The 25,622-nt window shown below is 36.6% G+C and carries 26 protein-coding genes and 1 pseudogene; 9 read left to right on the top strand and 18 right to left on the bottom strand.

Going from position 1 to position 25,622, the window contains the following annotated elements:
• Positions 1–8: 8 nt before the first annotated feature.
• Positions 9–1,406 (top strand): alkaline phosphatase, encoded by a 1,398-nt coding sequence (locus NZD88_RS20015; protein WP_259831479.1) that lies wholly within the window; start codon positions 9–11, stop codon positions 1,404–1,406.
• Positions 1,407–1,438: 32 nt separating this feature from the next.
• On the opposite strand, the gene NZD88_RS20010 is transcribed toward NZD88_RS20015, so the two are convergent.
• The 4 genes from NZD88_RS20010 to NZD88_RS21400 all read right to left on the bottom strand — a co-directional run bounded on the left by NZD88_RS20010 (position 1,439) and on the right by NZD88_RS21400 (position 4,919).
• Positions 1,439–2,101, bottom strand: coding sequence for a hypothetical protein (locus NZD88_RS20010; protein ID WP_259831478.1), 663 nt, complete (start codon positions 2,099–2,101; stop codon positions 1,439–1,441).
• A 10-nt stretch (positions 2,102–2,111) separates the two neighbouring features.
• Complete coding sequence (locus NZD88_RS20005; protein WP_259831477.1) at positions 2,112–4,262, bottom strand: patatin-like phospholipase family protein; 2,151 nt, start codon at positions 4,260–4,262, stop codon at positions 2,112–2,114.
• 269 nt (positions 4,263–4,531) lie between these two features.
• Entirely contained in the window at positions 4,532–4,858 is a 327-nt protein-coding gene (locus NZD88_RS20000; RefSeq protein WP_259831476.1) for a Tn3 family transposase, read from the bottom strand.
• On the bottom strand, positions 4,812–4,919 hold the full coding sequence (locus NZD88_RS21400) for a Tn3 family transposase (RefSeq protein WP_423738672.1): 108 nt from the start codon (positions 4,917–4,919) through the stop codon (positions 4,812–4,814). The genes NZD88_RS20000 and NZD88_RS21400 overlap by 47 nt, the downstream gene beginning before the upstream one ends.
• 403 nt (positions 4,920–5,322) lie before the next feature.
• Here NZD88_RS21400 and NZD88_RS19995 point away from each other — a divergent pair, with 403 nt between their 5' ends.
• Positions 5,323–5,448 carry a hypothetical protein gene (locus NZD88_RS19995; protein WP_259831475.1) on the top strand — a complete coding sequence of 42 codons (126 nt, stop codon included), beginning with the start codon at positions 5,323–5,325 and terminating at the stop codon, positions 5,446–5,448.
• Positions 5,449–5,533: 85 nt separating this feature from the next.
• On the opposite strand, the gene NZD88_RS19990 is transcribed toward NZD88_RS19995, so the two are convergent.
• The 7 genes from NZD88_RS19990 to NZD88_RS19960 form a co-directional block, all read right to left on the bottom strand.
• Positions 5,534–6,649 (bottom strand): alpha/beta hydrolase, encoded by a 1,116-nt coding sequence (locus NZD88_RS19990; RefSeq protein WP_259831474.1) that lies wholly within the window; start codon positions 6,647–6,649, stop codon positions 5,534–5,536.
• A 35-nt stretch (positions 6,650–6,684) separates the two neighbouring features.
• The gene (locus tag NZD88_RS19985) at positions 6,685–8,913 is read right to left on the bottom strand and encodes an outer membrane beta-barrel family protein (RefSeq protein ID WP_259831473.1); all 2,229 of its coding nucleotides are present in this window, start codon (positions 8,911–8,913) and stop codon (positions 6,685–6,687) included.
• A gap of 283 nt (positions 8,914–9,196) precedes the next feature.
• The gene (locus NZD88_RS19980) at positions 9,197–9,358 is read right to left on the bottom strand and encodes a hypothetical protein (RefSeq protein ID WP_259831471.1); all 162 of its coding nucleotides are present in this window, start codon (positions 9,356–9,358) and stop codon (positions 9,197–9,199) included.
• 407 nt (positions 9,359–9,765) lie between these two features.
• On the bottom strand, positions 9,766–10,086 hold the full coding sequence (locus NZD88_RS19975) for a hypothetical protein (RefSeq protein WP_259831469.1): 321 nt from the start codon (positions 10,084–10,086) through the stop codon (positions 9,766–9,768).
• 89 nt (positions 10,087–10,175) lie between these two features.
• On the bottom strand, positions 10,176–11,315 hold the full coding sequence (locus NZD88_RS19970; RefSeq protein ID WP_259831468.1) for a serine hydrolase domain-containing protein: 1,140 nt from the start codon (positions 11,313–11,315) through the stop codon (positions 10,176–10,178).
• Positions 11,316–11,370: 55 nt separating this feature from the next.
• Positions 11,371–12,498: a DmpA family aminopeptidase gene (locus tag NZD88_RS19965; RefSeq protein WP_259831466.1), complete on the bottom strand. Its 1,128-nt coding sequence runs from the start codon at positions 12,496–12,498 to the stop codon at positions 11,371–11,373.
• A 142-nt stretch (positions 12,499–12,640) separates the two neighbouring features.
• Positions 12,641–13,525 carry an alpha/beta fold hydrolase gene (locus tag NZD88_RS19960; protein WP_259831465.1) on the bottom strand — a complete coding sequence of 295 codons (885 nt, stop codon included), beginning with the start codon at positions 13,523–13,525 and terminating at the stop codon, positions 12,641–12,643.
• Between the two features lie 138 nt (positions 13,526–13,663).
• Here NZD88_RS19960 and NZD88_RS19955 point away from each other — a divergent pair, with 138 nt between their 5' ends.
• Positions 13,664–14,104, top strand: coding sequence for an Lrp/AsnC family transcriptional regulator (locus tag NZD88_RS19955; protein WP_259831464.1), 441 nt, complete (start codon positions 13,664–13,666; stop codon positions 14,102–14,104).
• A gap of 449 nt (positions 14,105–14,553) precedes the next feature.
• Here the strand turns inward: NZD88_RS19955 and NZD88_RS19950 are convergent, their stop codons facing one another.
• The 4 genes from NZD88_RS19950 to NZD88_RS19935 all read right to left on the bottom strand — a co-directional run bounded on the left by NZD88_RS19950 (position 14,554) and on the right by NZD88_RS19935 (position 16,613).
• Entirely contained in the window at positions 14,554–15,156 is a 603-nt protein-coding gene (locus NZD88_RS19950) for a DNA-3-methyladenine glycosylase (RefSeq protein ID WP_259831463.1), read from the bottom strand.
• Between the two features lie 227 nt (positions 15,157–15,383).
• Entirely contained in the window at positions 15,384–15,950 is a 567-nt protein-coding gene (locus tag NZD88_RS19945) for a YciE/YciF ferroxidase family protein (RefSeq protein WP_259831462.1), read from the bottom strand.
• A 183-nt stretch (positions 15,951–16,133) separates the two neighbouring features.
• The gene (locus tag NZD88_RS19940; RefSeq protein WP_259831461.1) at positions 16,134–16,373 is read right to left on the bottom strand and encodes a hypothetical protein; all 240 of its coding nucleotides are present in this window, start codon (positions 16,371–16,373) and stop codon (positions 16,134–16,136) included.
• Between the two features lie 12 nt (positions 16,374–16,385).
• Positions 16,386–16,613: a glutathione synthase gene (locus tag NZD88_RS19935; protein ID WP_259831460.1), complete on the bottom strand. Its 228-nt coding sequence runs from the start codon at positions 16,611–16,613 to the stop codon at positions 16,386–16,388.
• A 206-nt stretch (positions 16,614–16,819) separates the two neighbouring features.
• Between NZD88_RS19935 and xth the strand changes: the two genes are divergently transcribed.
• The gene (gene xth, locus NZD88_RS19930) at positions 16,820–17,593 is read left to right on the top strand and encodes an exodeoxyribonuclease III (RefSeq protein ID WP_259831459.1); all 774 of its coding nucleotides are present in this window, start codon (positions 16,820–16,822) and stop codon (positions 17,591–17,593) included.
• 10 nt (positions 17,594–17,603) lie between these two features.
• Here the strand turns inward: xth and NZD88_RS19925 are convergent, their stop codons facing one another.
• Both NZD88_RS19925 and NZD88_RS19920 read right to left on the bottom strand, forming a co-directional pair.
• Entirely contained in the window at positions 17,604–18,215 is a 612-nt protein-coding gene (locus tag NZD88_RS19925; RefSeq protein ID WP_259831458.1) for an alpha-ketoglutarate-dependent dioxygenase AlkB family protein, read from the bottom strand.
• A gap of 22 nt (positions 18,216–18,237) precedes the next feature.
• Positions 18,238–19,020 carry an XRE family transcriptional regulator gene (locus tag NZD88_RS19920; protein WP_259831456.1) on the bottom strand — a complete coding sequence of 261 codons (783 nt, stop codon included), beginning with the start codon at positions 19,018–19,020 and terminating at the stop codon, positions 18,238–18,240.
• 441 nt (positions 19,021–19,461) lie between these two features.
• Between NZD88_RS19920 and dinB the strand changes: the two genes are divergently transcribed.
• Together dinB and NZD88_RS19910 are read left to right on the top strand one after the other, a co-directional pair.
• Entirely contained in the window at positions 19,462–20,607 is a 1,146-nt protein-coding gene (dinB, locus tag NZD88_RS19915) for a DNA polymerase IV (RefSeq protein WP_259831455.1), read from the top strand.
• Between the two features lie 21 nt (positions 20,608–20,628).
• Complete coding sequence (locus NZD88_RS19910; RefSeq protein ID WP_259831454.1) at positions 20,629–23,682, top strand: DNA polymerase III subunit alpha; 3,054 nt, start codon at positions 20,629–20,631, stop codon at positions 23,680–23,682.
• 192 nt (positions 23,683–23,874) lie between these two features.
• Here NZD88_RS19910 and NZD88_RS21395 read toward each other — a convergent pair.
• Positions 23,875–23,997: pseudogene (locus NZD88_RS21395) on the bottom strand (type I methionyl aminopeptidase); the annotation flags it as partial.
• Positions 23,998–24,106: 109 nt separating this feature from the next.
• On the opposite strand from NZD88_RS21395, the gene NZD88_RS19900 reads away from it, so the two are divergent.
• Genes NZD88_RS19900 through NZD88_RS19890 form a run of 3 tightly spaced genes read left to right on the top strand, consistent with a single transcriptional unit; the run spans position 24,107 to position 25,604 of the window.
• Positions 24,107–24,433 (top strand): ArsR/SmtB family transcription factor, encoded by a 327-nt coding sequence (locus NZD88_RS19900; protein WP_259831453.1) that lies wholly within the window; start codon positions 24,107–24,109, stop codon positions 24,431–24,433.
• A gap of 56 nt (positions 24,434–24,489) precedes the next feature.
• On the top strand, positions 24,490–24,963 hold the full coding sequence (locus NZD88_RS19895) for a DUF6428 family protein (protein WP_259831452.1): 474 nt from the start codon (positions 24,490–24,492) through the stop codon (positions 24,961–24,963).
• 29 nt (positions 24,964–24,992) lie between these two features.
• Entirely contained in the window at positions 24,993–25,604 is a 612-nt protein-coding gene (locus tag NZD88_RS19890; protein WP_479875914.1) for an arsenate-mycothiol transferase ArsC, read from the top strand.
• Positions 25,605–25,622 lie beyond the last annotated feature (18 nt).

The following is a 25,622-nucleotide window of genomic DNA, read 5'->3' as shown; positions in this document are numbered from 1 at the left end:
TTATTAAAATGGACAGACGTAAATTTTTAAAAGGTTCAGCATTACTGTCAGGCCTTCTCACTCTAAATCCGGTTGATTTTTTTGCCAGTAATGGAAAAAATGTTCAGGATCCTAAGAAAAAAGCTAAGAATATTATTTTCATGATCAGTGACGGAATGAGTTCCGGGACTTTAGCAATGGCCAATCTGTATTCTCAGAATATTCTGGGTAAAAACGGCAACTGGATGAATCTGTACCATGAAAATAAAGTTTCCAGAGCTTTGATGGACACTGCTTCTGCAAGTTCTGTCGTTACAGATTCTGCGGCGGCAAGTTCTTCTTTTGGGGGAGGATTTCGTGTGAAAAACGGAGTTCTAAATGTTGGAGCCAATGGTGAAAAATATGTTCCGATCTGGCAAAAGTTCAAAAAAGAAGGGAAAAAGACGGGCTGCGTAACGACTGTGACGATTACCCATGCGACGCCGGCAGGTTTCTGTGTGAATTCGGACAGCAGAAATGCAGAAAATGAAATTGCAGAAATGTATGTTGAAATAGGTTTTGACGTAATGATGGGTGGTGGCGATGAATTCTTTAATCCTGTAAAAAGAGAAGATAAAAAAGATGTATATGGCTTGTACCAACAGAAAGGTTATCAGATTCTTAAAAATAAAAACGATTTAAAAAATACAGAAAAAGGAAAGAAAGTTTTAGGGATATTCAATTCCGGAGCTTTGCCATATTCCATCGACAGAACTCATATGGCTGAACTGCAAAATACCCCTTCTCTGGCTGAAATGGCGCAGACAGCCATCGATCAGATGAAAGATCATAAAGAAGGTTTCGTCTTACAGGTTGAAGGCGGGAAGGTAGACTGGGCAGCACATGCCAATGATATTGCGGCTTTAATTCACGATCAGCTTGCTTTTGATGAAGCCGTAAAAACAGTAATCGATTTTGCGGAAAAAGATGGTGATACACTGGTGATCATCACTACAGATCACGGAAATGCTAATCCGGGAACAATTTACGGACCAGATGCTACAAAAAATTTTAACAGTATTTCCAATTATCAGTACACGAATGAATATATTCTGAACGCTATTCATCCTGATTTTAATCTTCAGAAAATGAAAGACTGGATCTATGAGACGAATAAAATAAGTCTGGCGGATGATGAAGCTAAACAATTACTCAGCTTTTATTCAGGACTTGAAAAGCAGGAAGTGGGGCTTTACAATTATAAGAAACTACCTTTCAAAGCTTATTCAGATATTCAGAAGAAACACAATTCTGTGGGATGGATCAGTATGGATCATTCCGGCGACTATGTTGAAGTTGCGGTTTATGGTCCGGGAAGAGAGCTTCTGCCTGCTTTTATCAAAAATACAGATCTGCATTATCTGATGCTAAAAGCGGCACAGGTATAGGCTATTTTACTCTTTCTCCGGATCGGAATTTTTCATAAAAGAAGGCTCCATAATGCAGCTAATAGGATGGCAATACTGAAAATAGCCGCCATCCATTTTAAGCCGGAAGCAATGAGTATTTTGATCCTGAATCTGCAAATTAATTGATTCTTATCGCTTTCATTTAATTTCCTGTCTTCAGAATTGGTTGTTTTTGTCAGTTTAAGAACCTCCAGTTTTTTCAGAAGGGACGCTGTAAAACGATTCTCAAAGATATCCATAGCATAAGCAATTAAAGGAAAATACCAACAGTTCAGCAACCATGAAATAATGACAGGATTGTCTTTACCGTCAAACCTCAGCAAGAAATAAGAGAATAGCAGAAGCAGAGTTCCGTAAGCAAAGGGCATAAAGAGAGCATCCGCTTTTAATGACTTATTAATAATGGTATTGGTTTTGGAATTAATGCCAAAGAGAATGTTCCTAAAATAAGATTGTCTAAACGGAAGCTGAAGATTGATTAAAGAAAATTTCTTGAGTCTATTTTTATTCTCATAGGTTTTCACCATGTAAAGAAAACCTTGCGAAAAGGAAGCCAGATAAGCACCGGTGGTAATCGTTCCAATAGATGCTAAAATGGCAAGCCACAGAACCAGCTGATCAAAATTATGAATATGAACAGGAAGATTCAGATCAAAGTTTAAGAGCGTTGTCATGACCAATTTTTTATTGAGTGAAACTTGATTTTTCTTTCATTTTAGGACTTAGATTTTTATAGATCTCAGCCATTCCTCTTTCTTTTTTATAACTTTCCCAATTGAAGAAAATATCCGGATAGATGAAATCTTCCGTTCTGAAATCTGTGATTCCAAAGTCTTTCTGAGCTTTCTGCATCAATTTATTTTTCTCCTCAAAAGTCAGGCTTTTTCCGGACAAAAAAATAGCTGCTGCCAACGCTCCCCGATAGAATAATTCTATCTTTTCACTGTTGGAAGGATTAAAATTAAGCCAGCTGATGCTTCCTGTATCTACACTGCGCACTGTTTTCTTGAAATTGCTGTTTTTGATTAAAAAATCACGGTCATAGAAATACCTCATCGTTGAGATCATAGACAGCATCAGATTCATTTCATTATCAATCAATTTATATAAATCATCGCTGTCATATTCCAGCTTAATTCCAAAAGTAGGGCGGGTAGGTATAGAGTGGGTATTGCTGTAAAATACATTGATGGGGAAGTTGGACAATGCGCCACCGTCTACAAAAAGAACTTCATTATTGCCCTGAATGAAATTTTTGTAGGCACCCAGTTTTACTTTCCATGTATTATTGATATTGATCAGCTGCGTATTAGACATTGTTACTTTGTAGGGCTTGAAAAAGAAAGGGATAGACATGGAAGCCCTTACATATTCTGCAGGAGAGATCGACTCGTCATTTCCCCAGTAAAATTCATGCATTCCTGGAAATTCCACCTTGATCTGATTGGTAATATCTGCTGCCACCACTACCAGTTGCTGTGGAAATTTATTACCCTCGGCACTAACTACAGTGTACGTGTTTTTAAACAATTCCCCGATAATTCTTTCTATCAATTTTTCGTTGGCATTGATAGGAATCAGGTTTTTATCAATAAGCTGATCATTGATCATTTTCAGATCCTGCCAGCTCACCTGATTGAAAAACTTAATGCTGCTTATGATTTGATTCAGCAGACCATCCACAAAAGCCTGTTCTTCGCTATTGGTTTTTGTTGTTTTAAGGTAGTTATCTACAATACGTATTATATCTTCATCTACCAGGGATTTTTTCAATTTTTCCCACTCGATTCCGGTTTCCGGTTTATCCGCAAGGATTTCATTGTTTTCCTCCGGAGATCCGGCAGCCATTTTCAGTTTTGAATCATTGATGTCTTTAGTAATATTTAAAAGCTTTTCATTGCCTTCACTTTTTTCGCCTACCGAAGTTAATGAAACGTCAAAAGATAGCTTCTGTCTGAGATATTCACACTTATAAAGATCGTTTTCCTTCAGCATTTTATTCTTAAGATCTGCGACACTGCCTATTTTATTCTCTTCCATGAGTGTTTTTATCCATTCTTTAAAATTATCTCCCGGATTGATTCCCATTTTTTCACTGTGAAAATAAAGCAGCCTCAGAACCATTAGATTTTTAATGATCATATATATGGAGATCACCAGCCCAATCACTGAAACAATAAGTAAGCGGTGAACCCATATCTGCCAGTGCGCAATCTCACCGGACAATATTCCTACCCCAATGGCTGAAACGATCATTGTAAGCAGAAAAAAAGCAAAAGAATATACCGCCATCTTAGCCCTGAATTTTATTTTATCCAGAATTGGCTTTCTTTCCCGTTTGGAAAATATTTTCAAAATAAGAGATTTCCATGAAGGATGTCCATCAACAAGTTCTGTTAAATCTTTTTTCGAAAGGTATTCAAGGATCTTTTCAGATCTTGTTTCATAGTAGCGCTCTATAAATTCTTCTTTTTCGCCCATCATAACAGCATCCCGTTGTGAATATACACAATTCAGCATCATGGTATTGATGGCTCCTGCACTTGTCCCGGCACTGTTTAAAAAAGAAATACCCATTTTCTCTAATATATACGTATATCCGGCCAGTGCAATCCCGTGTACTCCGCCACCTTCCTGAATAAGATCTACATACTGACGGGGTTCCTTGCTTATATTGTATTTTTCAAGAAGTCTCTCTTTTGACGGATCATTCCAGTCAATATGGTCTATCACATCAGAAACCTTCAAAGGTTTATGTTTATAAAGTGTTTTAAGATGAGCTACGAGATGAGCAACTGCACCCGTAAATTGCTCTACTTTTAATTCTTCTTTCATGATTATTTTATTTATAGGATTATGAGTGAGGGTAGGAGTACTACTGTAAACCTCAATTAGAGGTTACATCCGGAAACATTTTATAGTTATAAATTCTACATTAAAATTACTAAGACCATCCACACGAAGCTATTACACAAAAGGGTAATTTTTAAGAGCCTGAAAAAGTAGTTTTTAACAGGAAAAGTATGATTTTGTAGGAAAAAAATCAATTACTGGAAAATGGCTTCAAACCAAAAATGGGACAAAATTTACACTTTAACAGGTAATTATTTGATTATCATTGAGTTGATTTTATCCATATCAAAAGGTGGTTTGTCTAGATTAATTATGAAATCATATTTTCCATGCATATTAACGTGCTGCCATATCATTATAGAACTATTCTTCATTAGCTCTAGACTCTTTTGTATTTCATCTTCATCTTCAATTTCAGATAATTTATTTGATATAAAAAGATAATTCCATAAGATAATTGTATTTTGAATCAAGTGCCTACATGCTACTACAATTTCTTGTTCTTCTTTTGTTTCATATCTAAATTCCTGGTTATTTCCAAAAAAAAACAGCTTTGGCAAAAAGATGAGATGGTTCAATTTTATTTAATTGCTTTTCAATATTTTGTCTTAAGTAGGTTTCATCGAAATACCTTAACAAAAAAATAGTCGGTTCTGTTATATAATTAAAACAATTGTAACTATAAGAATAAAGAACTAGTTACTGGGACAAGGTACAGACGTCGAAATATCTGTGGCTACCCTCTACCGATGGATTCCTGCTTCCGGAAGACTAATAATCTCTGTATAACAAATATTGTATCTTTTTTGATTTGAAGTTTAAAAAAAACAATCTTAAAACGCTGAAAAACAGCATTTAGGAATCCCGATAAAACTAACCAGGTAAAAGAAGTTAAGTGTTATTTTTTCTTTCTGATGTAATATGATATAACAAAAAAATAAACATATAAATACTAATTACTATTTTTACTGTATTGTTTAGTAAAAAAGGTAATATATTGAGATCAATTAGGATTTAGAATTAAAAGTAGTTATTTTAATTCATGTCAATTACAAAAGAAGATGATAATTTATTTTGCTGCTATTACAATTATTTCATGTGTACACAAATCAAAAATGGAACAACCTTCGATCTTACTGCATCCATCAGTTTTACCAAACTTCCGTAATTCTACTCCCATTTTTCTGTCAGATTGTGCTCAGAGGTTCCCAATACAATACATGATGTTATATTTTTTGGACCTTTAAAAATTATTATTTACAGAGTGGTCTAACATCGTTTAGTAAGGTAACTAGCATTTTACCCGGCTCCTCTAAAGGAATTAAATGTGCAGAATTCTCAAACCAAATTCCTTTTTTAAAAGGAGCTTTAACATTTCTTAGCCAGATATTAGTAGGTTCTGAAGGAGTTGTATAATCGTGTCTTCCCATGAGCATAAAAACGGGTATGGGAAATTCTTTTATACTTTTAAAATCCGTATTTAAAAATTCAGGCAGGATTTTTTCTAAAGTAAAGAGACTTCCTTTAGCTATAGCTTCAGCATCTTTTTCCGTATATTCAGACGATAATAATGGGGATTGAAAAAAATATCGGGAATCATGTCTAAAAGCGGTTAAGCCGCCATAATACTGAGGCCATTTTCGTGCTATTATAATTCGTTCTCTGGTTATTGGCTGATTACCCGGATAAGGGGCAATAGAAGCTAATTCTTTCAATGCTTCATTATTTTTTAATCTTTTTGCTTCTTTTGTTGCATAATCTACGCTTAAACGTTCATTATCTCGAGTATTAATAATTTGCCCAATACCCACATAAGCATAAAATAGATCAGGCCTTTTAAGAGCTGCCTTCATGGAAATTATTGTTCCCCAGCTATGACCTACTAAGATTATTTTTTTCTTTGTATATTTTTTTCTGATAAAATCTGCTAATTCTATTGCATCATCAACATATTGGTTGATATTTATTGTATTCTTTAATGTAATAGTATCGTTGGTATTGTAAGTTTTTCCCGATGCTCTTTGATCATAGTTAATAACGGTAAAATATTCTTCTATTGGTCTTTGGAACATCCAAGTTACAGGAGACATTGGAGAAGCTGGGCCTCCATGTACAAATAAAATAACAGGATTATCTTTATTCTGACCACGAGCAAATACCCACTGCTTTATATTCCCTATATTCGCTGTATACCTTTCCTGAATTCCATTTGGATTAACAATAGAATCTAACTCTTTTATGATCTCTTTAGATTTAAAATATTCATCATTTTGATTATTTTGTCCAAATACAACAGCAGAAAAGAGTACTACTGCTAAGATTAAAAGTTTATTTTTCCCTCGGTTTATGTATGCACTAATTTTTTTCATAGGAAAATTTAAATATTTTTTAGGTAACAATTTTATTATTTTGTTCTGTTTTTGATTTCATCAGAAGCATTATTGAAATCACGTATTTTTTCAATTTTTTTGTTTCCGAAGTTATAAGAGATAGAAATATTTAATTGACGTGGATAGTTATAAATATTGACATAATTGTAGTTTCCATTTTGTTGCGGATCATCAATTATAGCCCTATTGGTATTTAAAATATCATAAACAGTTGCTGCAAAGGTCCAGTCTTTCCAGATTTTTTTGAGCCCTATTTCCAAACTGCCGAGTGGCCTTAACTGGCCCAGTTCTATCTGGTAATTGCCAACGTACCAATAATTAATACTGGCAAACCATGTTTTAGCCTGATCAAGTCTTATATTATTATTAGTTGAAATTGTTATTCCATTTGATTTTCTGGAATTAATATATGCCGGAAACTTTTCACCTGTTAACGGATCTGTATCAATCCTTCCATCATTAATATTATGCTGTAAACCAATACTTACATTGGTATTCCAATACTGTTTAAAAAATGATTTCTGGAAACCGATTGTAAAATTGAATTCTTGACGGTTGCCAAAATTGGTTCTTATATACCTTAATACATTTACATGGCTGCCGTTACTTTCAATTATCCCCTGCAAAGGTATTTGCAGGATAACATCTTTATAATATTTATGACCGGCAATGAAAAAATATGAATTTTTGAACATATAATTAAGTTCCTGCGAATAAACTGCGGAAGCTTTCATAAACGGATTATTCTGAACATAATTAGTTTCCGTTAAATAGGTTCTTACGGGGTTTACTTCCCAAAATGAAGGTCTTTTCATACGGCCTGAAAAAGAATATGAAAGATTATGATCTTTGTTGATTGAGTAATTCAGATTTACGTAAGGTAAAATATTATGATAGTTTCTCGTAAGATTTTTTAAATTGTCATCCTGAGCATTATATGAGTTTCCTTTATTTTGTGTTAATTCATAACGAATTCCGGCTTTTGCAGAGATTTTATCGCTTACTTTTTTTTCTACAGTCAAATATCCCCCGTAAATATTCTCCAGATAGAAAAAATGATTTGGATTTCTAACTGCTACACCGGTATCCAATTGATATAGGCTTGTTTCTGTATTATTATCTGTTTTCGTATAGCTGTAATTTCCTCCAAAAGACATTGTTAAATCATTTTTAAATTTCTTAAAATAATCTATCGTTACAGAAAAACTGTTAATAATCTGTGGTGTTTGTTGAATAATTTGGCTTATATCTTCTCCCGTATTTCCATTGGAATCTGCTGCTGATGTCGTATTGAGGCTATTCTGTTTTTTGCTGAAGTTTAGATAGGCTGCATTTAGATTTAGTTTACTGCCGAGCGAATCCGTTTTTAATTCATAGTTTAAATTGACAGAATTATTATAAGATTGGGTGTTTTCATGATTTATGCTTCGGTTGTAGACAGTTTTCCAGACAGTATCATTTAATGCATTTACAGTGTTAAATAAATTGGTAACCGATGTGAAGTTTTTGTTATACCAAGTGTTATAGCTCAATGCAATGCTGCTTTTGTCATTTAAAGCATAATCTATATTCAGATATCCTCCATAGTCCTTGTTTGGAATAGATACGGTTCCTTCCGAACGATTTGAAGCTATATTGCTGCCATTTTCCAATATATAATACTGCCGCTTGGTATTTTCACTACTATTAAAACTTGAATTAATTCCGAGCTTATTTTTTCTGTAATTGATAGAAAATCCCATTCCCGGATTGTTATAATATCCCTGGTTATTGCTCATTCTTAAGCTTCCGTTCAATCCATTTTCTGTTATCTTTTTTAGAATAATATTAATGATCCCATCTGAAGATTCAACTTGAAATTCGCTGCCGGGCATCGTAATAATCTCTATTTTCTGTATGCTTTCAGATGGCATACTTTTTAAAAAGGCTGCCAGAGCGTCAGCATCCATTTGATTTTTTTTACCATTGATATATATTACGGCATTTGATTTTCCAGCAATTCGTAAAGTTTTATCATCCATTGATGAAACTAGGGGAGTTTCTTTTAAAAGACTGAAGACTGTAGTTCCTTTTGCTACCGGGGAAGCTCCTACATCATATATAAATCGGTCATTTTTTCTCTGGAATTTATTTTTTTTCAGTACAATTTCATTTATTTTCTTTGTTGCTGTCGTATCTTTTTTTTCTTGTGCAGTTACAATTGTTCCGCTCAGTACAATGATTAGATGGATCAGGCGTTTCATATATTTTATGTTTTTATTTTATGTATTACAATGTAGCTTGTTATGCAATATATATGTGTGCAATTCATGAATTAATTATGAATCTATTTAAATAAGACATTCGAGATATCATAAGTATTACATCGTGAGCCAGATAGTACTGTAGATGTCCTGAATTATAATGAGAAAAGCTATAAACAGAAACCAGCTCAATTAGAGCTATATACAAAATATGTTTATACAATTAGCCCGGATAGATTGTCTGTTTATCCGGGCAGGCTGAAGTTTAAATAAAAATTAATCCTTAAGCAGGGCAGATAGGATATCCTCCGTTTGGACATTTTAATGTACAGTCCCTTATAACATAGCCACCATTGGAAAGTCTGCAGACTCCCTGTACATTACCTCCGGTAATACTTTTCAGTTGTTCTCTGGAAAGGCTTTTTTGATTTCTTAAATTTTTCATTGTAATATTTTTTGGTTAATAAATATGTTAATTATTGTGAGCATACCACTGCCGGGCATGCACTAAGGCTTGGGCACCGAGGGATCCCGGCAGGAGGGCAGCATTCATATGAACATTCTTTGATAGTGATACTCATTCCATTGCCCATTACATTTTTTAAATATTCTCTTGAGAGTACTTTTCTGTTTTCTGATTTTTTCATTTTAAAAATTTTAGGTTAGTTATGATTTATGGATAATTACTTATTTTCCTATCTCATTTATTTTGATCTTTTTGGAGATTTGAATGAATAATCATTATCGTTGGAATAAAGATCATATTATAATTGATTACTAATACTTTACTTTCTAAAGAATTAAGGCTGAAAAACCTTTGAATCAAATTTTTTACTATCAGGTTTATGAAGTTCAGTCAGTGTACTTTATAACATCAGCTTTTTCATAGGCAGAAGCTGTTTTTTCTTCGGTAAAATAAACGCCGGAAAAGATAACAGCATCGGCACCTACTGATTTTGCCTTTTCAATGATTTTTTCTTTTGCCTTATTGTCTTTGTTTCTTGCAATTGTAATAATCCTTCCAACTGTTTTATACGGATGGGCAACATCTTTTTCCTTATAATAAACATCAATTTTGTCTGAAGGTTTATATGTTTCTCCGGTATAAGAAATAGTGCTACAGGATATCAGTCCTGAAAGCAAAGTAAAAGTGAGAATGTGATTGATTTTCATATCTTTATTTTTAAAATTATTTTTGTTCAATCGGACAAGACGTGATAAAGAGAGAATCTGTCTTTTTTTGAATATGCCTAAGGCTTTTATCAGAACAATAAGTTGAAAGTATCTTTTGCATTAAGTAATGCAACTACTTTTGGAGACCATGTGTTGAGAAGTATGCATACTGTTACTTTTTGCTTTGGAAAATAATAGGATTTACCACCAAAGCCAAATACGTGTCCGTCATGGCCCAGGGCCACTCCCTGGTTGGTATCCAGTTTCATTAATCCCAACCCATACTGTTTATTGTATTTTAAGTCTGGTTCCAGGCGATCAGGATCATTATCCACAAAAGTCTGAAGCTGCTGCATTGAAGGAGGAGAAAGTATTTTATTCGTTAACAGGTTCTCCAAAAATTGAGCTACATCAGAAGATGTTGAAATCATTCCGCCGTCAATTGCTCCTTCACCTCCGATTCCGTTATTATCTATATGGGTTACTTCAGTCAATGGCTCATTAGCCGTTTCAGCATAATAGGATCGGGTGAGCTGATCCGGGAGCAGAGTGCTTGCTGTCGTATTTTTCAGCCCCAAGGGGGTGATTATTTTCTCGGTAATTACCTGATAGGAAGGTTTTCCCGTTATTTTTTTTATAACCAGGGAAAGCAGAAGATAATTGGAATTGCTATAATATCCCTTTCCAACCGGATCATCGGCAGGTTTATCATAGATCAGCTGAAGGGTTTGCTCTGCGGAATAATTGACAATACTCCCGTCAAAAACACCGGGAGCGATATCCTGTAAATAATTCCGGATTCCCGCTCTGTGATTAAGGCACTGCTCAATCGTTACCTCATTGGCATTGGTAATACGGTCTGTAATAGTATGAGGAAGATATTTATTGATTTTATCCTTGATATTCAGGAGACCTTCTTCCTGCAATTTCAGAATAGTTGTGGAGGCAAACATTTTCGTCATGCTTCCGATGCGGAGCCTGTTATTAGCAGACATCCTGACACCTTTTTCCCTGTCGGCCAGTCCGCCTGAACCGGTCCATGTTCCTTCGGGGGAAATTACTGTAATGTTGACGCCCAGAGCGCCGGCTGCTATAAACTGATCAACGATACGCTGATATTTTTTTGCATTCGGGTGCTCGGTGGGTACATCAATAGATTGATCATCCCTGCAGGAATTCATTGTAACAGAAATGGCAATCAGAACTGTTAGAAACCATAGTTTTTTCATAGAAAAATTTTAATGAGTTAGTATGAAATTAAACTGAAACAGATAAATTTTTCTTTTATGGTATTCTTTTATATTTTCTTAAAATATCGATCACAGGCTGATGGGGAAGCGCATAGGATTTGTTTCCATTAACCCCTTCCATCGTTTCAGCCGCTAACATTGCGTTAATGATTGATTCTTCAGTGGCCTGTACAGTGGCTTCAAAAAGAGGATCCATTAAGTCATTAGGAAGTGATTCTACTCGTGAAAGGTCCTTTCTCTGGAAAGCTGTAGGATTAGCTGTTGAAAAAGCAATAAAAATATCTCCTGAGCTATTCATTCCATATCCACCTACTTTACCAATCCCCAGAGGAACTCTTGAGGCAAGACGTTTTAGCTGGTGTGGCAGCAATGGCGCATCTGTAGCAATAACTACGATAATAGAACCATCACCCTCTTTCCTATAAGATTGAGAAGGCAATTTCAATTCATTTCCGGTAATATCACTGAGTTCTTCACCCATCGGTACACCAGCAATAGTCAAAGATTCCTTCCTGCCAAAATTGGTCTGTACCAAGGCACCGACGGTATAGGCAGAATTTCCAATTTTTACAATCCTTGATGAAGTTCCTGTTCCTCCTTTGAAACCAAGACACATCATCCCGGTTCCACCGCCTACATTTCCTTCCTCAATTCTACCGGATTTTGCGGTATTAAGCGCCTCAAACACATTTTTTTCCTGAACCTGGAAGCCATAAATATCATTTAAAAAACCATCATAGGTTTCTGCAACAACAGGATACGTATACCACCAGTCTTCTTTATACCAATTCTTTTCAATAAACCATTTGAGAACAGCATCGCGCACAAGACCTACACTGTTGGTATTGGTAATCATAATAGGCGTTTCTAAAAATCCGGATTCTGTTATCCAGGTTGTTCCTGTCATTTCACCATTTCCGTTAAGTGAATACCAGTTGGCAAAAACAGGATTATTATTCCTTCCTCTTGGTAAAATGGCGGTAACACCTGTTCTCACTGGTCCTTTACCTATGTTATTTTTACCTTGTCCTGAAATAATAGTACTATAACCGACTTCAACTCCCTTTACGTCCGTTATAGAATTAAATGTGCCAACGCTTCCGGTAAATGGAATTCCCATATCCCTGGCTCTTAATTTCTGACCAAATGTTAAATTTTGCATATTATATAGTAATAAAATAAATAATGTTATTTTTTTCATAAAACGAATTTATATAAGATCAAAATCACTAAAAATATAGGAGAATCTATATGTGATTTTTCTAATTTGTTAATTTTATTTGAAGATCGAATGAAAATCACTCTTAGCTAAGAAACTGTAAAAGATCTTTAATAAATGCCTCTGGATTTTCCTCCACTACCCAATGTGCTGTTTTAGGAATGCGCGTTGAAGTCACATTTTCAGCCACTTCTTCCATCATTTCTTTCATCAAAGATCCGCTGGTACTTATCATCCCACCAACAGCCAGAACGGGAATGGAAAGTTTACCATTTTTTGCCATGCTTTCTTTATTGTCCAGTATGTCTTGATCAAATGAACGATAAACTTCCAGACCGGCTTTCATAGCCCCAACTGAAGAATAAGCCTTACTAAAAATATCTATATCCGTTTCAGTAATGGCAGCAGTATTATATATGCGATAGTTGAAAAAGTATTGTAAATATTGCCGTTCACGGTCCGCAATCAACATTTCAGGTAGGTCACATACATTATGGAATGCAAAATGCCACACTCTGTGATCTGTTCTTATTTTGTCAAATATTTTGGTGCCAGGTAAAGGAGCGTCTATTACCACCAGGTGAGATACGGACGTTCGGTATTGCTGTGCATAAGCATATGCAACCATTAATCCTATATCGTGTCCTATAAGCACAACCGGAACATCAATCTTCAGATGTTCCTTTAACAGCTGGTGAATATCACTGGCCATAGTACGTTTATCATATCCGCCCGCTGGTTTCCAGGAATCTCCGGCTCCGCGATAATCCAAGGCAATAACACGAAATCCCTGATTAACCAATACAGGTATTACAAATCGCCATTCCCACCATGTTTGCGGAAAACCATGTATCAGAACAATTATATTCTCTCCATTTCCTGCTTCTGCATAATGTATACGTAATATACTGCTGATAACGGCCATCCCATGATTCAAGCTAACATCACCAGGTAATTCTTTATCTTTCATATTCTTGTAGGTATGTTTCAGTATTAAATTTTTATCTTTACAAAGATCTGATGAGGACATTTAAATCAGGCTATCATTTCGATAGAAGTAGCTGCTTCAAACTTTCGAATCAATGTTTTTTAATTATTTTATTTCGATATGCAATTAGATAAACTACACTACGCAATTTTAAACGAACTACAATTAAACGCCAGAGCGAGTAATGCTGAAATAGGCAGAAAAATAGGACTCACAGCTCCGGCTGTTGCAGAACGAATCAGAAAATTACAGGAAGTAGGAATAATAAAAGGGTTCTCTGTTGTTATGGAGTATTCTAAACTGGAATACTTACAAAATGTATTGATTACAGTAAAGCTACAACCCAATATGGTCCCATCTTTTTTAAAAGAGACTGAAAAAATAGAAGGGATTATAAAAATGTTTCATACCACGGGGGATTACTGTTTCTTTTTACATATGTTTCTGAAATCTACACAACAGCTTACTTTAGCTCTGGATCAGTTAGGTAAATTTAGTGAAACAACCACTTATTCTATTCTGTCGGTGCCTATTGATCACAAACCAATTACTTTTAAGTAGTGTTGACCCCATGAAAGAAATAAGACAAAATGAGGCAGTAGGAATTTTTTCTTATCAATGATTTACAATAATTATTTAAAACTTCCTTTAACAAGGGTTTTGCAATAGTGGTGCGAAACTGCAAAGTTCAATGGTATTTCTTCAATTTAACTTTTGTATAGAATTGAAGATTTATACTTTATTACTGTACCATCACAAAACTCCGAAATGACTTTTAAAATGAATATAAAAATCTCAAAAAACGATAAATGAAAAAAATATTATTGATAATTTTTTTAGTACTAAATGCTCTATCTTATTCACAAAATAAGAATTTTTCAATTGAAGATAATTTGTTAGTTTTTCAATCTCAATGATAATCAGCTGATTACCTATTAAAGTGTAAATTTTGTCCCATTTTTGGTTTGAAGCCAAAAATAGAAAAGTTCAGAAAAGAAGAGCAGGTATTGTTAAGATCTGGGCTTGCTTACATATTTGTTTCCCTTAACGTAAAAACGCCATGGCAGCAAAGCATCTTCCTGAGCATAGGCCACTCCGATCCGCGGTCCTGCCACAATCTCTTCAGGAAAATATCTGATTCCGTGATCTTCAATCCATATTTCATTTTCAGTCAGATCTTTTTTATTAAAAGAACGGTCAATACCTAAAGCTTTAGCAGCTGAACCCGGCCCGGATGATATAGTAGCTTTATCCGACGGCATATTCCGTCTGAGCTCCATCATTTCTTTGCCAACTAAAGGCTCTACAGCGCGTATCAGTACTGCATGAGGTTCGTTTTCAACAGAGGTTACAATATTAAACAGATGGTGAATTCCATAGCACAGATAAACATAAGAAATACCGCCTTGATGGTACAATGTTTCAGTACGCTCCGTACGGCGTCCTCCATAGGCATGGGAAGCTTTATCCACTATCCCGAAATAGGCTTCGGTTTCTACAATTATGCCTGCTGTACGATCACCGTTGATCTCCGTGAAAAGTACTTTTCCCAAAAGATCTTTGGCCAGAAACAGGACATCTTGATTCAGATAATAAGAAAGAGGCAGCTTCAAGTTTTTTATGTATTTGCAGTTTGAGGTAAACAAAGTTAAACATCTGATATTAATTAACGGCTATCTTGAGCAGTTTGACAGAGAGCTTCATTTATCAGACAGCATCAACTGGATAAAAATCACTAGGGAAATAGACAGCCTGAATCAATAATCAAACAATATGGTTTTTAATACCATTAAAAAAGAGACCCGTTTCCAGATCTCTTTTATACTATATATTGATAATGTTATTTTGCTTTGCTGTTAATAGCTGTGTCGGCTATTTTTGTCAGCAATGCATCACATTTTTTCTCTTCGGAAAGGGTTGCCAACAGGTTATTAAGACAGTCTTTTTCTTTAAGAACTTTGGCATAAGCAGCCAAAGATCCGTAAGTGGCAATTTCATAATGTTCCACTTTCTGAGAGGCAGAAACAATGCCTGCATCTCTTACTGCTCCCGGTTCAGTTTCCTCCATAATGCTTTTTCCTTCATCCAGTAACCCCTGCATTGCATCACATTTTTTAGCCTGAGCCTTTTTTCCTATTGAAGCGAAACATTCTTCCAGTCTTTTTACATGAACTTTGGTTTCGTTGAAATGTTTTTCAATAGCTGCTTTCAGTTTTTTATCCGTCGCATTTTTATGCATTTTAGGAAGAGCCTTTATAAGCGCTTTTTCTGCCCAATAAATGTCTTTCAGTGAATCTTCAAACAAATCCTTCAGCTGTTTGGCGGCATCTTTTTTAGCCGGAGTTTTACCTGCTTTTTTCGCCACAGTTTTCGACGTAGTCTTTTGTGCTGTTTTTTTTGTTTCCATAATAATTATAATTTAGTGATTAATATTTAATACCTGCAATTATAAGACCAGCTTAGAGTTTCGGGTACTGATGTGGTAGGTGATATGAATATTCTATATATTATTTTGGACCAGATTAGTCGCAATACAAAGGTAAGACCCTAGTTTTATTAATACCTGACGTGGAAGAAGGTATTGATTCTATTATTCACCTTCTTCTTCTGTTTCTTTCCTGAAACTTACGACCTCATACTCATCATTGGAGGCGTATTTTTTGCAACTGTTATCGTTAAAGTCCTCAGGATTTTTCGAAAATTCTTCGATGTACTTTGCACTTTCGCCGGTATCAGCAGGCGTTATGATGATATGATAACTTTGCAGTACGGATTCATCTGCCTTTTCTAAAGCTTCTTTTTTGTATTGTAAGGCTTCACTGTATTTCATAGGATATTTTTTTTAGTTTTCAAAAATCAATCGGCCATCAAAAGGTTCGCTCCATTTTATAAAGATACCGTCATTCAGTCTGGTAATAATGGTCTGAACGGTTTCAAACTCTCCATCTTCTTTTTTCCTTTCAATGGTTAAATTGGATCCCTGACCAATTTCTTCAATACTATATTCCAGCTGATACTGATTTTCATTATTCAATACGAATTCTGCTTTTGTGAAATTTTTACTTAACATGGTACAAGATTTTATTTTCTAGTCTAATGAATAAACTATGCCAATATCAACCGGCTTATTATTTAATTTGAGTCGGTTAAAAGAAAATCAAGATTAAAGATCCTGGAAGTTATTATCTGTGATAGTCACAGTAAAGTTTGATGAAATAATATCAATACGATGGAATAATTATTGCCGTGTAAAAATACGTATACAGCCTTTTAAATATGAAAATAGCAACCTATAATGTGAATGGAATCAACGGCCGTTTGCCCGTATTATTGCAGTGGCTGAAAGAAGCTCAGCAGGATATTGTCTGTCTTCAGGAATTAAAAGCTCCGCAGGAACGGTTTCCTGTAAAAGAAATCAATGCAGCAGGATATCAGGCCATATGGAAGGGACAGAAAAGCTGGAATGGAGTAGCCATACTTGCAAAAGATCTCGAGATCACAGAAGTTCAGAGCGCTTTACCCGGAGATTCGAAAGATCTTCAGAGCCGTTATATTGAAGCTATCATTGATCAAATGGTGATATGTTGCCTGTATCTGCCCAACGGAAATCCTTATCCGGGACCCAAATTTGACTATAAATTAGACTGGATTAAACGTCTGAAAAAGCGAACGAACCAACTGATTAAAATGGAACTTCCCGCCCTACTCATCGGTGATTTCAATATTATTCCGGAACCTGTGGATGTTTACAAACCAGAGCGCTGGGAAAATGATGCATTATACAGAACAGAAGTCAGAAAAGCGTACAGAGAATTATTGAATAAAGGCTGGCTTGATTCCATACGCAAACTCTATCCTGATGAAACGGTTTACACCTTCTGGGATTATCTTTACAAAGCATATGACCGTAATGCAGGCATAAGGCTGGATCACATTCTATTAAGCCCTTATCTGCATTCAAGCCTACAGTCGGGGGGTGTCGACAGTCATGTCCGTGGCTGGACGAAAAGCAGTGATCATGCACCTGTCTGGATTCAACTGGAGAAATAAATATCCATCCCTACACTTCATTAACCAACCGGAAAGTAAGATTAATTCGCGACTTCATAACCTTTACGGACTTTGCAATGCGGTGTTCCCAATTCAACTGCAAATCACCCTTCATAATCAGCAACGACCCGTGCTGAAGCGGTAAACTGTACTTATTCCGGTGATCATCTGCTTTCCGGAAATCAAAATTCCGGACCTGTCCAAGGCTTACAGAAGCAATGACAGGACGATTCCCCAATTCGCTTTCTTTGTCCCGGTGCCACGCTACAGAGTCATTGCCGTCTCGGTATAAATTCAGCAGTACAGAATTAAACAGGTATCCGGATGATTTTTCTATCCGCTCTTTTAAAGTTAATAATTCGGGCATCCAGGGATTAACATTAAAATCATTTCCACCCAGTTTGTAGGTTCTGCTTTCATCTCCATACCAGGCTGTCAGTCGTGGTGTGAGAACCATTTTATCATACATTTTCTGGGTTCTTTGCTTCCAGGGAGCCACACGAATAAGAAGCTCCTCGAGTTGAGAAGCTTCATGTTCCGGCAGAAAATGTTCAGTATATTCCAGCAGTTCTTTTGGAAACCTGAAGAATTCTTCTGAATCAAATAAACTTAGCTGGTCCATTGCCCATTATACTTTAGAATTATTAAGATTTCCGGCGCCCTGAAACTTTTCGGTCCAGATCTTTGATGTCCTGTTTCAACTCCCGGAACATTTCTTTAAAATTATAGCTTTCATAATCACCCGGTTCAAAATCTTCCGGAAAAATTCCCGAAGCGTACTGCCAGATCTCTACGATCTCGTTAAACGGAATATCATAAGGCTCATAGAAAGAATTATCAGCACTTACGCAAACTGTATTTCCTTTTATTTCCTTAAAACGTTTGTAGGTAATCCCATCATTTAAAGTGATGAAAACATAGGTTTTTCCCGGTTTCAGTTCACTGATTCCTTCTACATATTTTCCTACGATATACGAACCGTTTCTGAATGGCGGCATAGAGTCTCCATCTGCCGGAAAAGCCCTGTATTTGCCATTCGTAAGGAAGGGAAGGGCAATTCTCTGCAGGCTTTCGATATAACCGACATCACTATAACCTTCAAGATATCCCATGGATGCTTTTTGTGGAATAATCTCAATCGTATCATTTCCAAGATGATCTACCGCTACAGGAAGAACAATTCTGTTATCCGGAAGTTTCAGCATTTCTTCCATCGGGTATTTGCGGATGTCTACAGATACCAGAAGGTCTATACTAACGTGAAAGTATTTGGATATTTTTACAAGCAGTTCAATAGGAGGTTCGGATACTCCGTTTTCATACTTGGAATACCGCACACGGGAAATCACCAGTTCAGTGGCTACAGATTGCTGGGAGAGGCTTCTCTTTCCTCTCAAAAAACGAATATTATTTGAAAAAATTGACATTGATACGAAATATATCAACAAAAATACAAATTATGATTCAAAATTCCGGGTCATTGTAAGCAAATAAGCCTTGTTATCCCCGATTAATTCTGAAAATTACACGTTTTAAGCATCTTATCTTGAAAAAGTTTCATTGAACTTAATGGTATTAAAATAGAATCTGCACAATCTGCGAAAGTTCATGATTTTATTTCCCGCAGATTTCACAAAATTGAGCAGATGTTTGCGCTTATTTATTAATGAACTTGATAAGAATTAAAATAAGAATCTGTGTGATCAGAATAATTTGGGAGAAATCATTTTAGCCGTTTATTAAAACATTTTGTCTGATCCTGTTTTCATAGGAAGGAAACCCTTATCATCTCTCATAAAATAAATATTGATACAAAATATATCAAATAAAATACAAAGTTTGATTCAAAACATATCTAATTTTGTATCATGGAACGTGCGATTGTACATATGGACCTGGATACATTTTTTGTATCCTGTGAGCGTCTTGTCAATTCTAAATTTAAAGGAATTCCCCTGATCATCGGAGGCGGAGACAGAGGCGTTGTGGCCTCATGTTCCTATGAAGCACGCCATTTCGGGGTATGCTCTGCCATGCCGATCAGAATGGCATTGAGACTCTGTCCGGATGCTAAAGTGGTCCGCGGAGATCATGAACTGTATTCCAGACTTTCGCATACTGTAACCGATATTATCCAGGAGAAGGTGCCATTGATGGAGAAGGCAAGCATTGACGAATTCTACCTGGATCTCTCCGGAATGGATAAGTTTTTCGGATGTTATAAATGGACCGATGAAATTGCTTCTGCCGTCACCAAAGAAACCGGGCTTCCGATAAGTTTTGCATTATCCTCCAATAAAACGGTTTCCAAAATAGGAACCGGAGAAGCCAAACCCGGAAAAATGGAAATCAAACTACAGGAAGTCCAACCTTTCCTTAATCCGCTGTCTATTAAAAAAATTCCAATGGTAGGAGATAAAACTTTTCAGTTGCTTTCAAGAGTAGGGATCCGTACCATTCAAACTTTATCTGAAATGCCGGTACTGGTTCTTCAGCAGATGATCGGGCACAACGGCAGTGAACTGTGGAAAAAAGCCAATGGAATTGATGAAAATCCTGTAATCCCTTATTCTGAAAGAAAATCAATATCCACGGAACGAACTTTTACTTCCGATACCATGGATATCCCGGAACTAAAAAGGTTAATATCCGGAATGGCTGAACAGCTGGCGTATCAGCTTAGAAAAGAAAAATGGCTGACTTCCACTGTGGCCGTGAAGATCCGCTACGCCAATTTTGATACTGAAACCAAACAGTCCAGAGTTGCCTATACATCTGCAGATCACACGTTGGCTAGGGTTGCTTTGGACCTGTTTAATAAAGCATATACCCGAAGAATGAGACTCCGCCTCGTTGGATTGCGTTTTACAGGGTTGGTTCACGGCAGCCATCAGATGAATCTCTTTGAAGATACCGAAGAGCAGATGAGTCTTTACCAGGCCATGGATGATCTCAAAAACCGTTTTGGCTCCGATGCGGTAGGCCGGGCTTCCGGGTTTGATTTCGGAAAATAACCATCAAAAAATCTGCAGATTATGTTTCTCAACTGTCATTCCTATCACAGCCTCCGTTACGGAACTTTATCGGTAAAAGAATTGGTTGCCCAGGCAAAAACGCTTGGCATTAGAGAGCTGGTGCTCACAGATATCAATACAGTTACAGGCATTTATGAATTTAAAAAAGAATGTGAAGACAAGGGAATCAAACCCATTGCCGGTGTTGAGATCAGGAAAGATGGAAGGCTTTTTTATATTGCGGTTGCTAAACAATTTAGTGGTATAGGAGAGGTGAACAGGATGATCACAGACTATAATTGCGATGGCAAAGACTTGTGTGAAACGGCCCCTGAATTCGATAATGTATTGGTCATTTATCCGATCGGAAACATTCCTGAAGTTCTGAAAGACAATGAATTCATTGGAATCCGAGAAGAAGAACTGACGCTTCTTATCCGCCCCGAACTTCAGAAAATGATTTCCAGAATGGTGGTTCTTCAACCGATTACTTTCAGTACCAAAGAAGAATATCATCTTCACCGAATCCTCAGAGCTATTGATCACAATACACTGCTTAGCAAACTTGAAGAAACTGATATATGCCGGAAATCTGAATATGTAAGGGCTGAGAAAAGCATTCTGGAAGCATTTCAGAGATATCCGGAGATCATTGAGAATACAAAAAACATGTTCAGCTGTTGCAGTTTTGAATTTGATTTTAAAAAGGTCAGAAATAAACTCAATTTTACAAAATCGAGAGAAAATGATCTGAAATTTTTGACCAGGCTTGCTTATTTAGGCTTGGAAAAGCGCTATGGTTTAGATCATGAAGAGGCCAGAAAAAGGGTAGAAAAAGAACTCAAAGTAATCCATGAGCTTAAATTCTGCTCTTACTTTCTTATCACCTGGGATATTATCCGTTACAGTAACAGGATGGGGTTTATGCATGTCGGACGTGGGAGCGGGGCTAATTCAATAGTCAGTTACTGTTTGGGTATTACCGATATCTGCCCACTGGAACTGGATTTATATTTTGAACGCTTTTTGAATCTTAACCGAAAAACACCACCTGATTTTGATATCGACTGGAGCTGGCAGGAAAGGGACACGATGTTACAGTATATTTTTGACCGCTACGGAAAAGAGCATGTGGCTTTCTGCGGAACGAATGTAGAATTCAAGTACAGATCAATATTCCGGGAAGTAGGAAAAGCTTTTGGATTACCCAAAGAAGAACTTGATAACCTGGCTACAAAATCTGAAGAAACCCATGACCGAAACCCCGTAGTAGATACGATATACAAATACGGCAAACTGCTGGAAAAATTTCCGAATCAGAGGAGCATGCATGCCTGTGGGATCCTGATCTCTGAAGAACCTATCACAAATTTTTCCGCACTGGAAATGCCACCAAAAGGATTTCCTATTGTTCAGTTTGATATGTACACCGCAGAAGATATAGGATTGGAAAAATTCGATATTCTTTCCCAGAGAGGTTTAGGAACAATCAATGATACGGTGAAATTAATCAAAGATACAAGAGGTATTACCGTGGATATCCGGGATACAACCATTTCTAAAAATGAAGCAGTTGCCAATGAACACCTGGCTCAGGGAAAGACCATCGGTTGCTTTTATATAGAATCTCCTGCGATGCGCGGACTTTTAAGAAGGTTAAAATGCGGAGATTACAGAACACTCGTTGCGGCTTCTTCAATTATCAGACCGGGAGTTGCACAAAGTGGGATGATGAGGGAATATATTTTCCGACATAATCACCCCGATCAATTTGAATATTTTCATTCGGTGTTTGAAGAGCATTTGAAGGAAACCTACGGCATCATGGTATATCAGGAAGATGTGATTAAAATTGCCCAGTATTTTGGAGGATTGTCCTTAGCGAACGGAGATATTCTGCGCAGAGCCATGAGCGGAAAAGGCCGTTCGATTGAAAAGCTTCGGGAGGTGAAGGCTAATTTCTTTGAATCCTGTAAAGGCAAGGGACATTCCGAGCAGCTGGCTGCTGAAGCCTATCGACAGATCGAATCATTTGCGGGCTATTCTTTCTGTAAGGCACATTCAGCTTCATATGCGGTAGAAAGCTATCAGAGTCTTTATCTGAAGGTGTATTATCCGCTGGAATTTATGGTTTCTGTTATTAATAATCAGGGAGGATTTTACAGAACGGAGGTTTATATTCATGAGGCCAGAATGTCCGGAGCATCTGTTCAGACTCCCTGCGTCAATACCAGTGAATACCAGACGGTATTGAGAGGGAAAGACATTTATCTTGGGTTCATGCTGCTGCAGGGACTTGAAAACAGATTAGCGCATGGAATTGCTGAAGAGCGGGATAGAAACGGATATTACCAATCACTGGAAGACTTTATCCGCCGTATTCCCGTTGGTATTGAAACGATACAGACCCTTATTTTTATCGGAGCATTCCGTTTTACAGGGCAGCCGAAGAACGAACTGTTGGTAGAAGCCAGACTACTTCTGATCAATTTTAAACCTGAAAACAGAGGTCTGCTGCTGATTGAGGAACCTGTTCAGGAATACAAACTCCCACAGCTGAAGCGGGAAGATTTTGAAGATGCTTTTGATGAAATTGAGATCATTGGGTTTCCGGTTTCCTGCAGTCCGTTTGATCTGCTGAAGACTTCATATAGGGGTTCTGTATTTGTAAAAGACCTGGTAATTCATCATAAGAAACAGGTGAAAATGATGGCCTATCTGATCTCCAGAAAGCATGTTCCCACCAAAAAAGGAACCATGTATTTTGGTACCTGGATCGATGTGAACGGAGATTATTTTGATACCGCCCATTTTCCGGACAGCCTGAGTGAATATCCGTTTCAGGGCGGGGGATGTTATCTGCTGCTGGGAACTGTAGAAGTGGATTATCATTTTCCGACCGTCACTATTCACAAAATGGCAAAAATGCCCATGATACCGGATCCAAGATATGCTTACGATAAAGATAAACAGTATGATATTCACCGCCAGATCAAAGAAGATGTGAGCATGACCTCCAGAAAACCTTATCCGCAGGCGCATGAGATTGGGCTGCCGAGGCAGAAATTCCAGTAAAAAGACTGCCCCAATCGACAGTCTTTCTTTTTATTTTTTCTTAAGATCGGTCATCTATATTCATGCGGCTTCCAATAATGTCAAATGAGGTATTTTTAAGATAAACTTCCCCTTTGTTTACAGAAGCATTTCCTTTCAAATGATAAAGTGCTAATCCTTTAAATTCAACTTTTTTGGAAGTAAAAACTCCATTTAGTTCAATATCTCATTCATTTCAGTCAAAATGATTGGTTTTCCATCGGTGACTACAATGGTATGTTCATGTTGTGCCATATAACCGCCTTTATTGCCTACCATGGCCCATCCATCGTTCAGAAGATAGAAAGGGATGCGAAAGCTTTAATAAATTGAGTAGACTAAAAAATCTTAAAATTATTTTGTATTCTAAAATTTAATCGTAATATTGCGATATAATAATTTTATCATGGGAGCAACCAAAACGGATCACTTTACAGATCACCAAAACCAGATTGCCATTATATGCAAAGCACTGGGGCATCCTGCAAGAGTTGCCATTATCGAGTATTTGCTTAAAGTGGATACCTGTATCTGCGGGGATATTGTGAATGAACTTCCATTAGCTCAAGCTACTGTATCTCAACATTTGAAAGAACTGAAGAACGCAGGTTTGATTAAAGGCAACATCGAAGGAACTGCGATCTGCTATTGTATTGATAAGGATGCATTTGGAATTTTGAAGGAGTATTTTTCAAACATTGTACTCTCTGTTAAAGATCAGAAATGCTGTTAAGCATTTTTTTAACCTGATATATCGCAATATTGCAATTAACCAATAAAAAATAAATAATGAAATTATCCGAAATCAAAGAAATTTTACCAACATTAGAAAATGTTGAATTTCAATTAGAAAATGGAACTTTTGTTCCGGAACACTTCCACGTTACAGAAGTGGGGAGTATAACAAAACATTTTATCGACTGCGGAGGAGTTATCCGAAATGAAAAAGCGGTCAATTTTCAATTATGGAACGCTGATGATTTTGAGCACAGACTAAAACCCGCAAAGCTTCTGAACATTATAAAACTGTCAGAAGAAAAGTTGGGAATTGAAGATGACGAAATTGAAGTGGAATACCAGGACACAACAATCGGAAAATACGATCTGGAATTTAACGGGAAAACGTTTGTCCTGAAAAATAAAACAACAGCTTGTTTAGCTCAGGAAGCTTGTGGTATTCCTGTGGAAAAACAAAAAGTAAAGCTATCAGAGCTTTCTTCTAATCCTGCTTCCTGCTGCACTCCCAACTCAGGATGCTGCTAACATTCACCTAACTTCAAATTAAATCAATGATATATTCTAAACTTCTAAAAACCATAGAACTGTTTAAAAATCAGGAGATCAGTGAAGACAGAAAGGGCGTATTAAAATCATTGATTGATTTTATTCAAAAAAAAGTGGAAGATGAAAGTATGGCAGCTATCAATTTTATCTGTACTCACAATTCGCGGAGAAGCCATTTGGCACAAGTCTGGGCGCAGATTGCCAGTGTTCATTTTAACATTCCAAAAGTCATCTGCTATTCCGGGGGGACGGAAGAAACAGCTATGTTCCCCAAAATAGCAGAAACATTACAGGAACAGGGATGTCAGGTCTTTACAATTTCCGATACCGAAAACCCGATATATGCCATTAAATATGATGAAAACAGACATCCGCTGATAGGCTTTTCCAAAAAATACGACAGCCCGTTTAATCCAAATTCCGGTTTCGCAGCAGTAATGACCTGTTCACAGGCAGACGGAGGATGTCCTTTTATTGCAGGAGCAGAAAAACGCATTCCCATCACCTTTGAAGATCCTAAAATATCAGACGGTACGAGTGAGCAAACAAGAGTTTACCATGAAAAGAGTTTAGAAATAGGCACTGAAATGTTCTATGTTTTTTCACAGATAAAACAATAGCAATTTAAAAAAAATAGT

It is taken from the genome of Chryseobacterium pyrolae (assembly GCF_025153485.1).
GTDB classification, from domain to species: Bacteria; Bacteroidota; Bacteroidia; order Flavobacteriales; family Weeksellaceae; genus Chryseobacterium; species Chryseobacterium antibioticum.
The sequence above is the reverse complement of the archived record's forward strand: the minus strand, read 5'-3'. Positions and strand labels throughout refer to the sequence as shown.

Coding starts and splice junctions, on each gene's coding strand:
- NZD88_RS20015 (WP_259831479.1), top strand. CDS start 9: ATGGACAGACGTAAATTTTTAAAAGGTTCAGCATTACTGTCAGGCCTT.
- NZD88_RS20010 (WP_259831478.1), bottom strand. CDS start 2,101: ATGACAACGCTCTTAAACTTTGATCTGAATCTTCCTGTTCATATTCAT.
- NZD88_RS20005 (WP_259831477.1), bottom strand. CDS start 4,262: ATGAAAGAAGAATTAAAAGTAGAGCAATTTACGGGTGCAGTTGCTCAT.
- NZD88_RS19995 (WP_259831475.1), top strand. CDS start 5,323: ATGTCAATTACAAAAGAAGATGATAATTTATTTTGCTGCTATTACAAT.
- NZD88_RS19990 (WP_259831474.1), bottom strand. CDS start 6,649: ATGAAAAAAATTAGTGCATACATAAACCGAGGGAAAAATAAACTTTTA.
- NZD88_RS19985 (WP_259831473.1), bottom strand. CDS start 8,913: ATGAAACGCCTGATCCATCTAATCATTGTACTGAGCGGAACAATTGTA.
- NZD88_RS19980 (WP_259831471.1), bottom strand. CDS start 9,358: ATGAAAAATTTAAGAAATCAAAAAAGCCTTTCCAGAGAACAACTGAAA.
- NZD88_RS19975 (WP_259831469.1), bottom strand. CDS start 10,086: ATGAAAATCAATCACATTCTCACTTTTACTTTGCTTTCAGGACTGATA.
- NZD88_RS19970 (WP_259831468.1), bottom strand. CDS start 11,315: ATGAAAAAACTATGGTTTCTAACAGTTCTGATTGCCATTTCTGTTACA.
- NZD88_RS19965 (WP_259831466.1), bottom strand. CDS start 12,498: ATGCAAAATTTAACATTTGGTCAGAAATTAAGAGCCAGGGATATGGGA.
- NZD88_RS19960 (WP_259831465.1), bottom strand. CDS start 13,525: ATGAAAGATAAAGAATTACCTGGTGATGTTAGCTTGAATCATGGGATG.
- NZD88_RS19955 (WP_259831464.1), top strand. CDS start 13,664: ATGCAATTAGATAAACTACACTACGCAATTTTAAACGAACTACAATTA.
- NZD88_RS19945 (WP_259831462.1), bottom strand. CDS start 15,950: ATGGAAACAAAAAAAACAGCACAAAAGACTACGTCGAAAACTGTGGCG.
- NZD88_RS19940 (WP_259831461.1), bottom strand. CDS start 16,373: ATGAAATACAGTGAAGCCTTACAATACAAAAAAGAAGCTTTAGAAAAG.
- NZD88_RS19935 (WP_259831460.1), bottom strand. CDS start 16,613: ATGTTAAGTAAAAATTTCACAAAAGCAGAATTCGTATTGAATAATGAA.
- xth (WP_259831459.1), top strand. CDS start 16,820: ATGAAAATAGCAACCTATAATGTGAATGGAATCAACGGCCGTTTGCCC.
- NZD88_RS19925 (WP_259831458.1), bottom strand. CDS start 18,215: ATGGACCAGCTAAGTTTATTTGATTCAGAAGAATTCTTCAGGTTTCCA.
- NZD88_RS19920 (WP_259831456.1), bottom strand. CDS start 19,020: ATGTCAATTTTTTCAAATAATATTCGTTTTTTGAGAGGAAAGAGAAGC.
- dinB (WP_259831455.1), top strand. CDS start 19,462: ATGGAACGTGCGATTGTACATATGGACCTGGATACATTTTTTGTATCC.
- NZD88_RS19910 (WP_259831454.1), top strand. CDS start 20,629: ATGTTTCTCAACTGTCATTCCTATCACAGCCTCCGTTACGGAACTTTA.
- NZD88_RS19900 (WP_259831453.1), top strand. CDS start 24,107: ATGGGAGCAACCAAAACGGATCACTTTACAGATCACCAAAACCAGATT.
- NZD88_RS19895 (WP_259831452.1), top strand. CDS start 24,490: ATGAAATTATCCGAAATCAAAGAAATTTTACCAACATTAGAAAATGTT.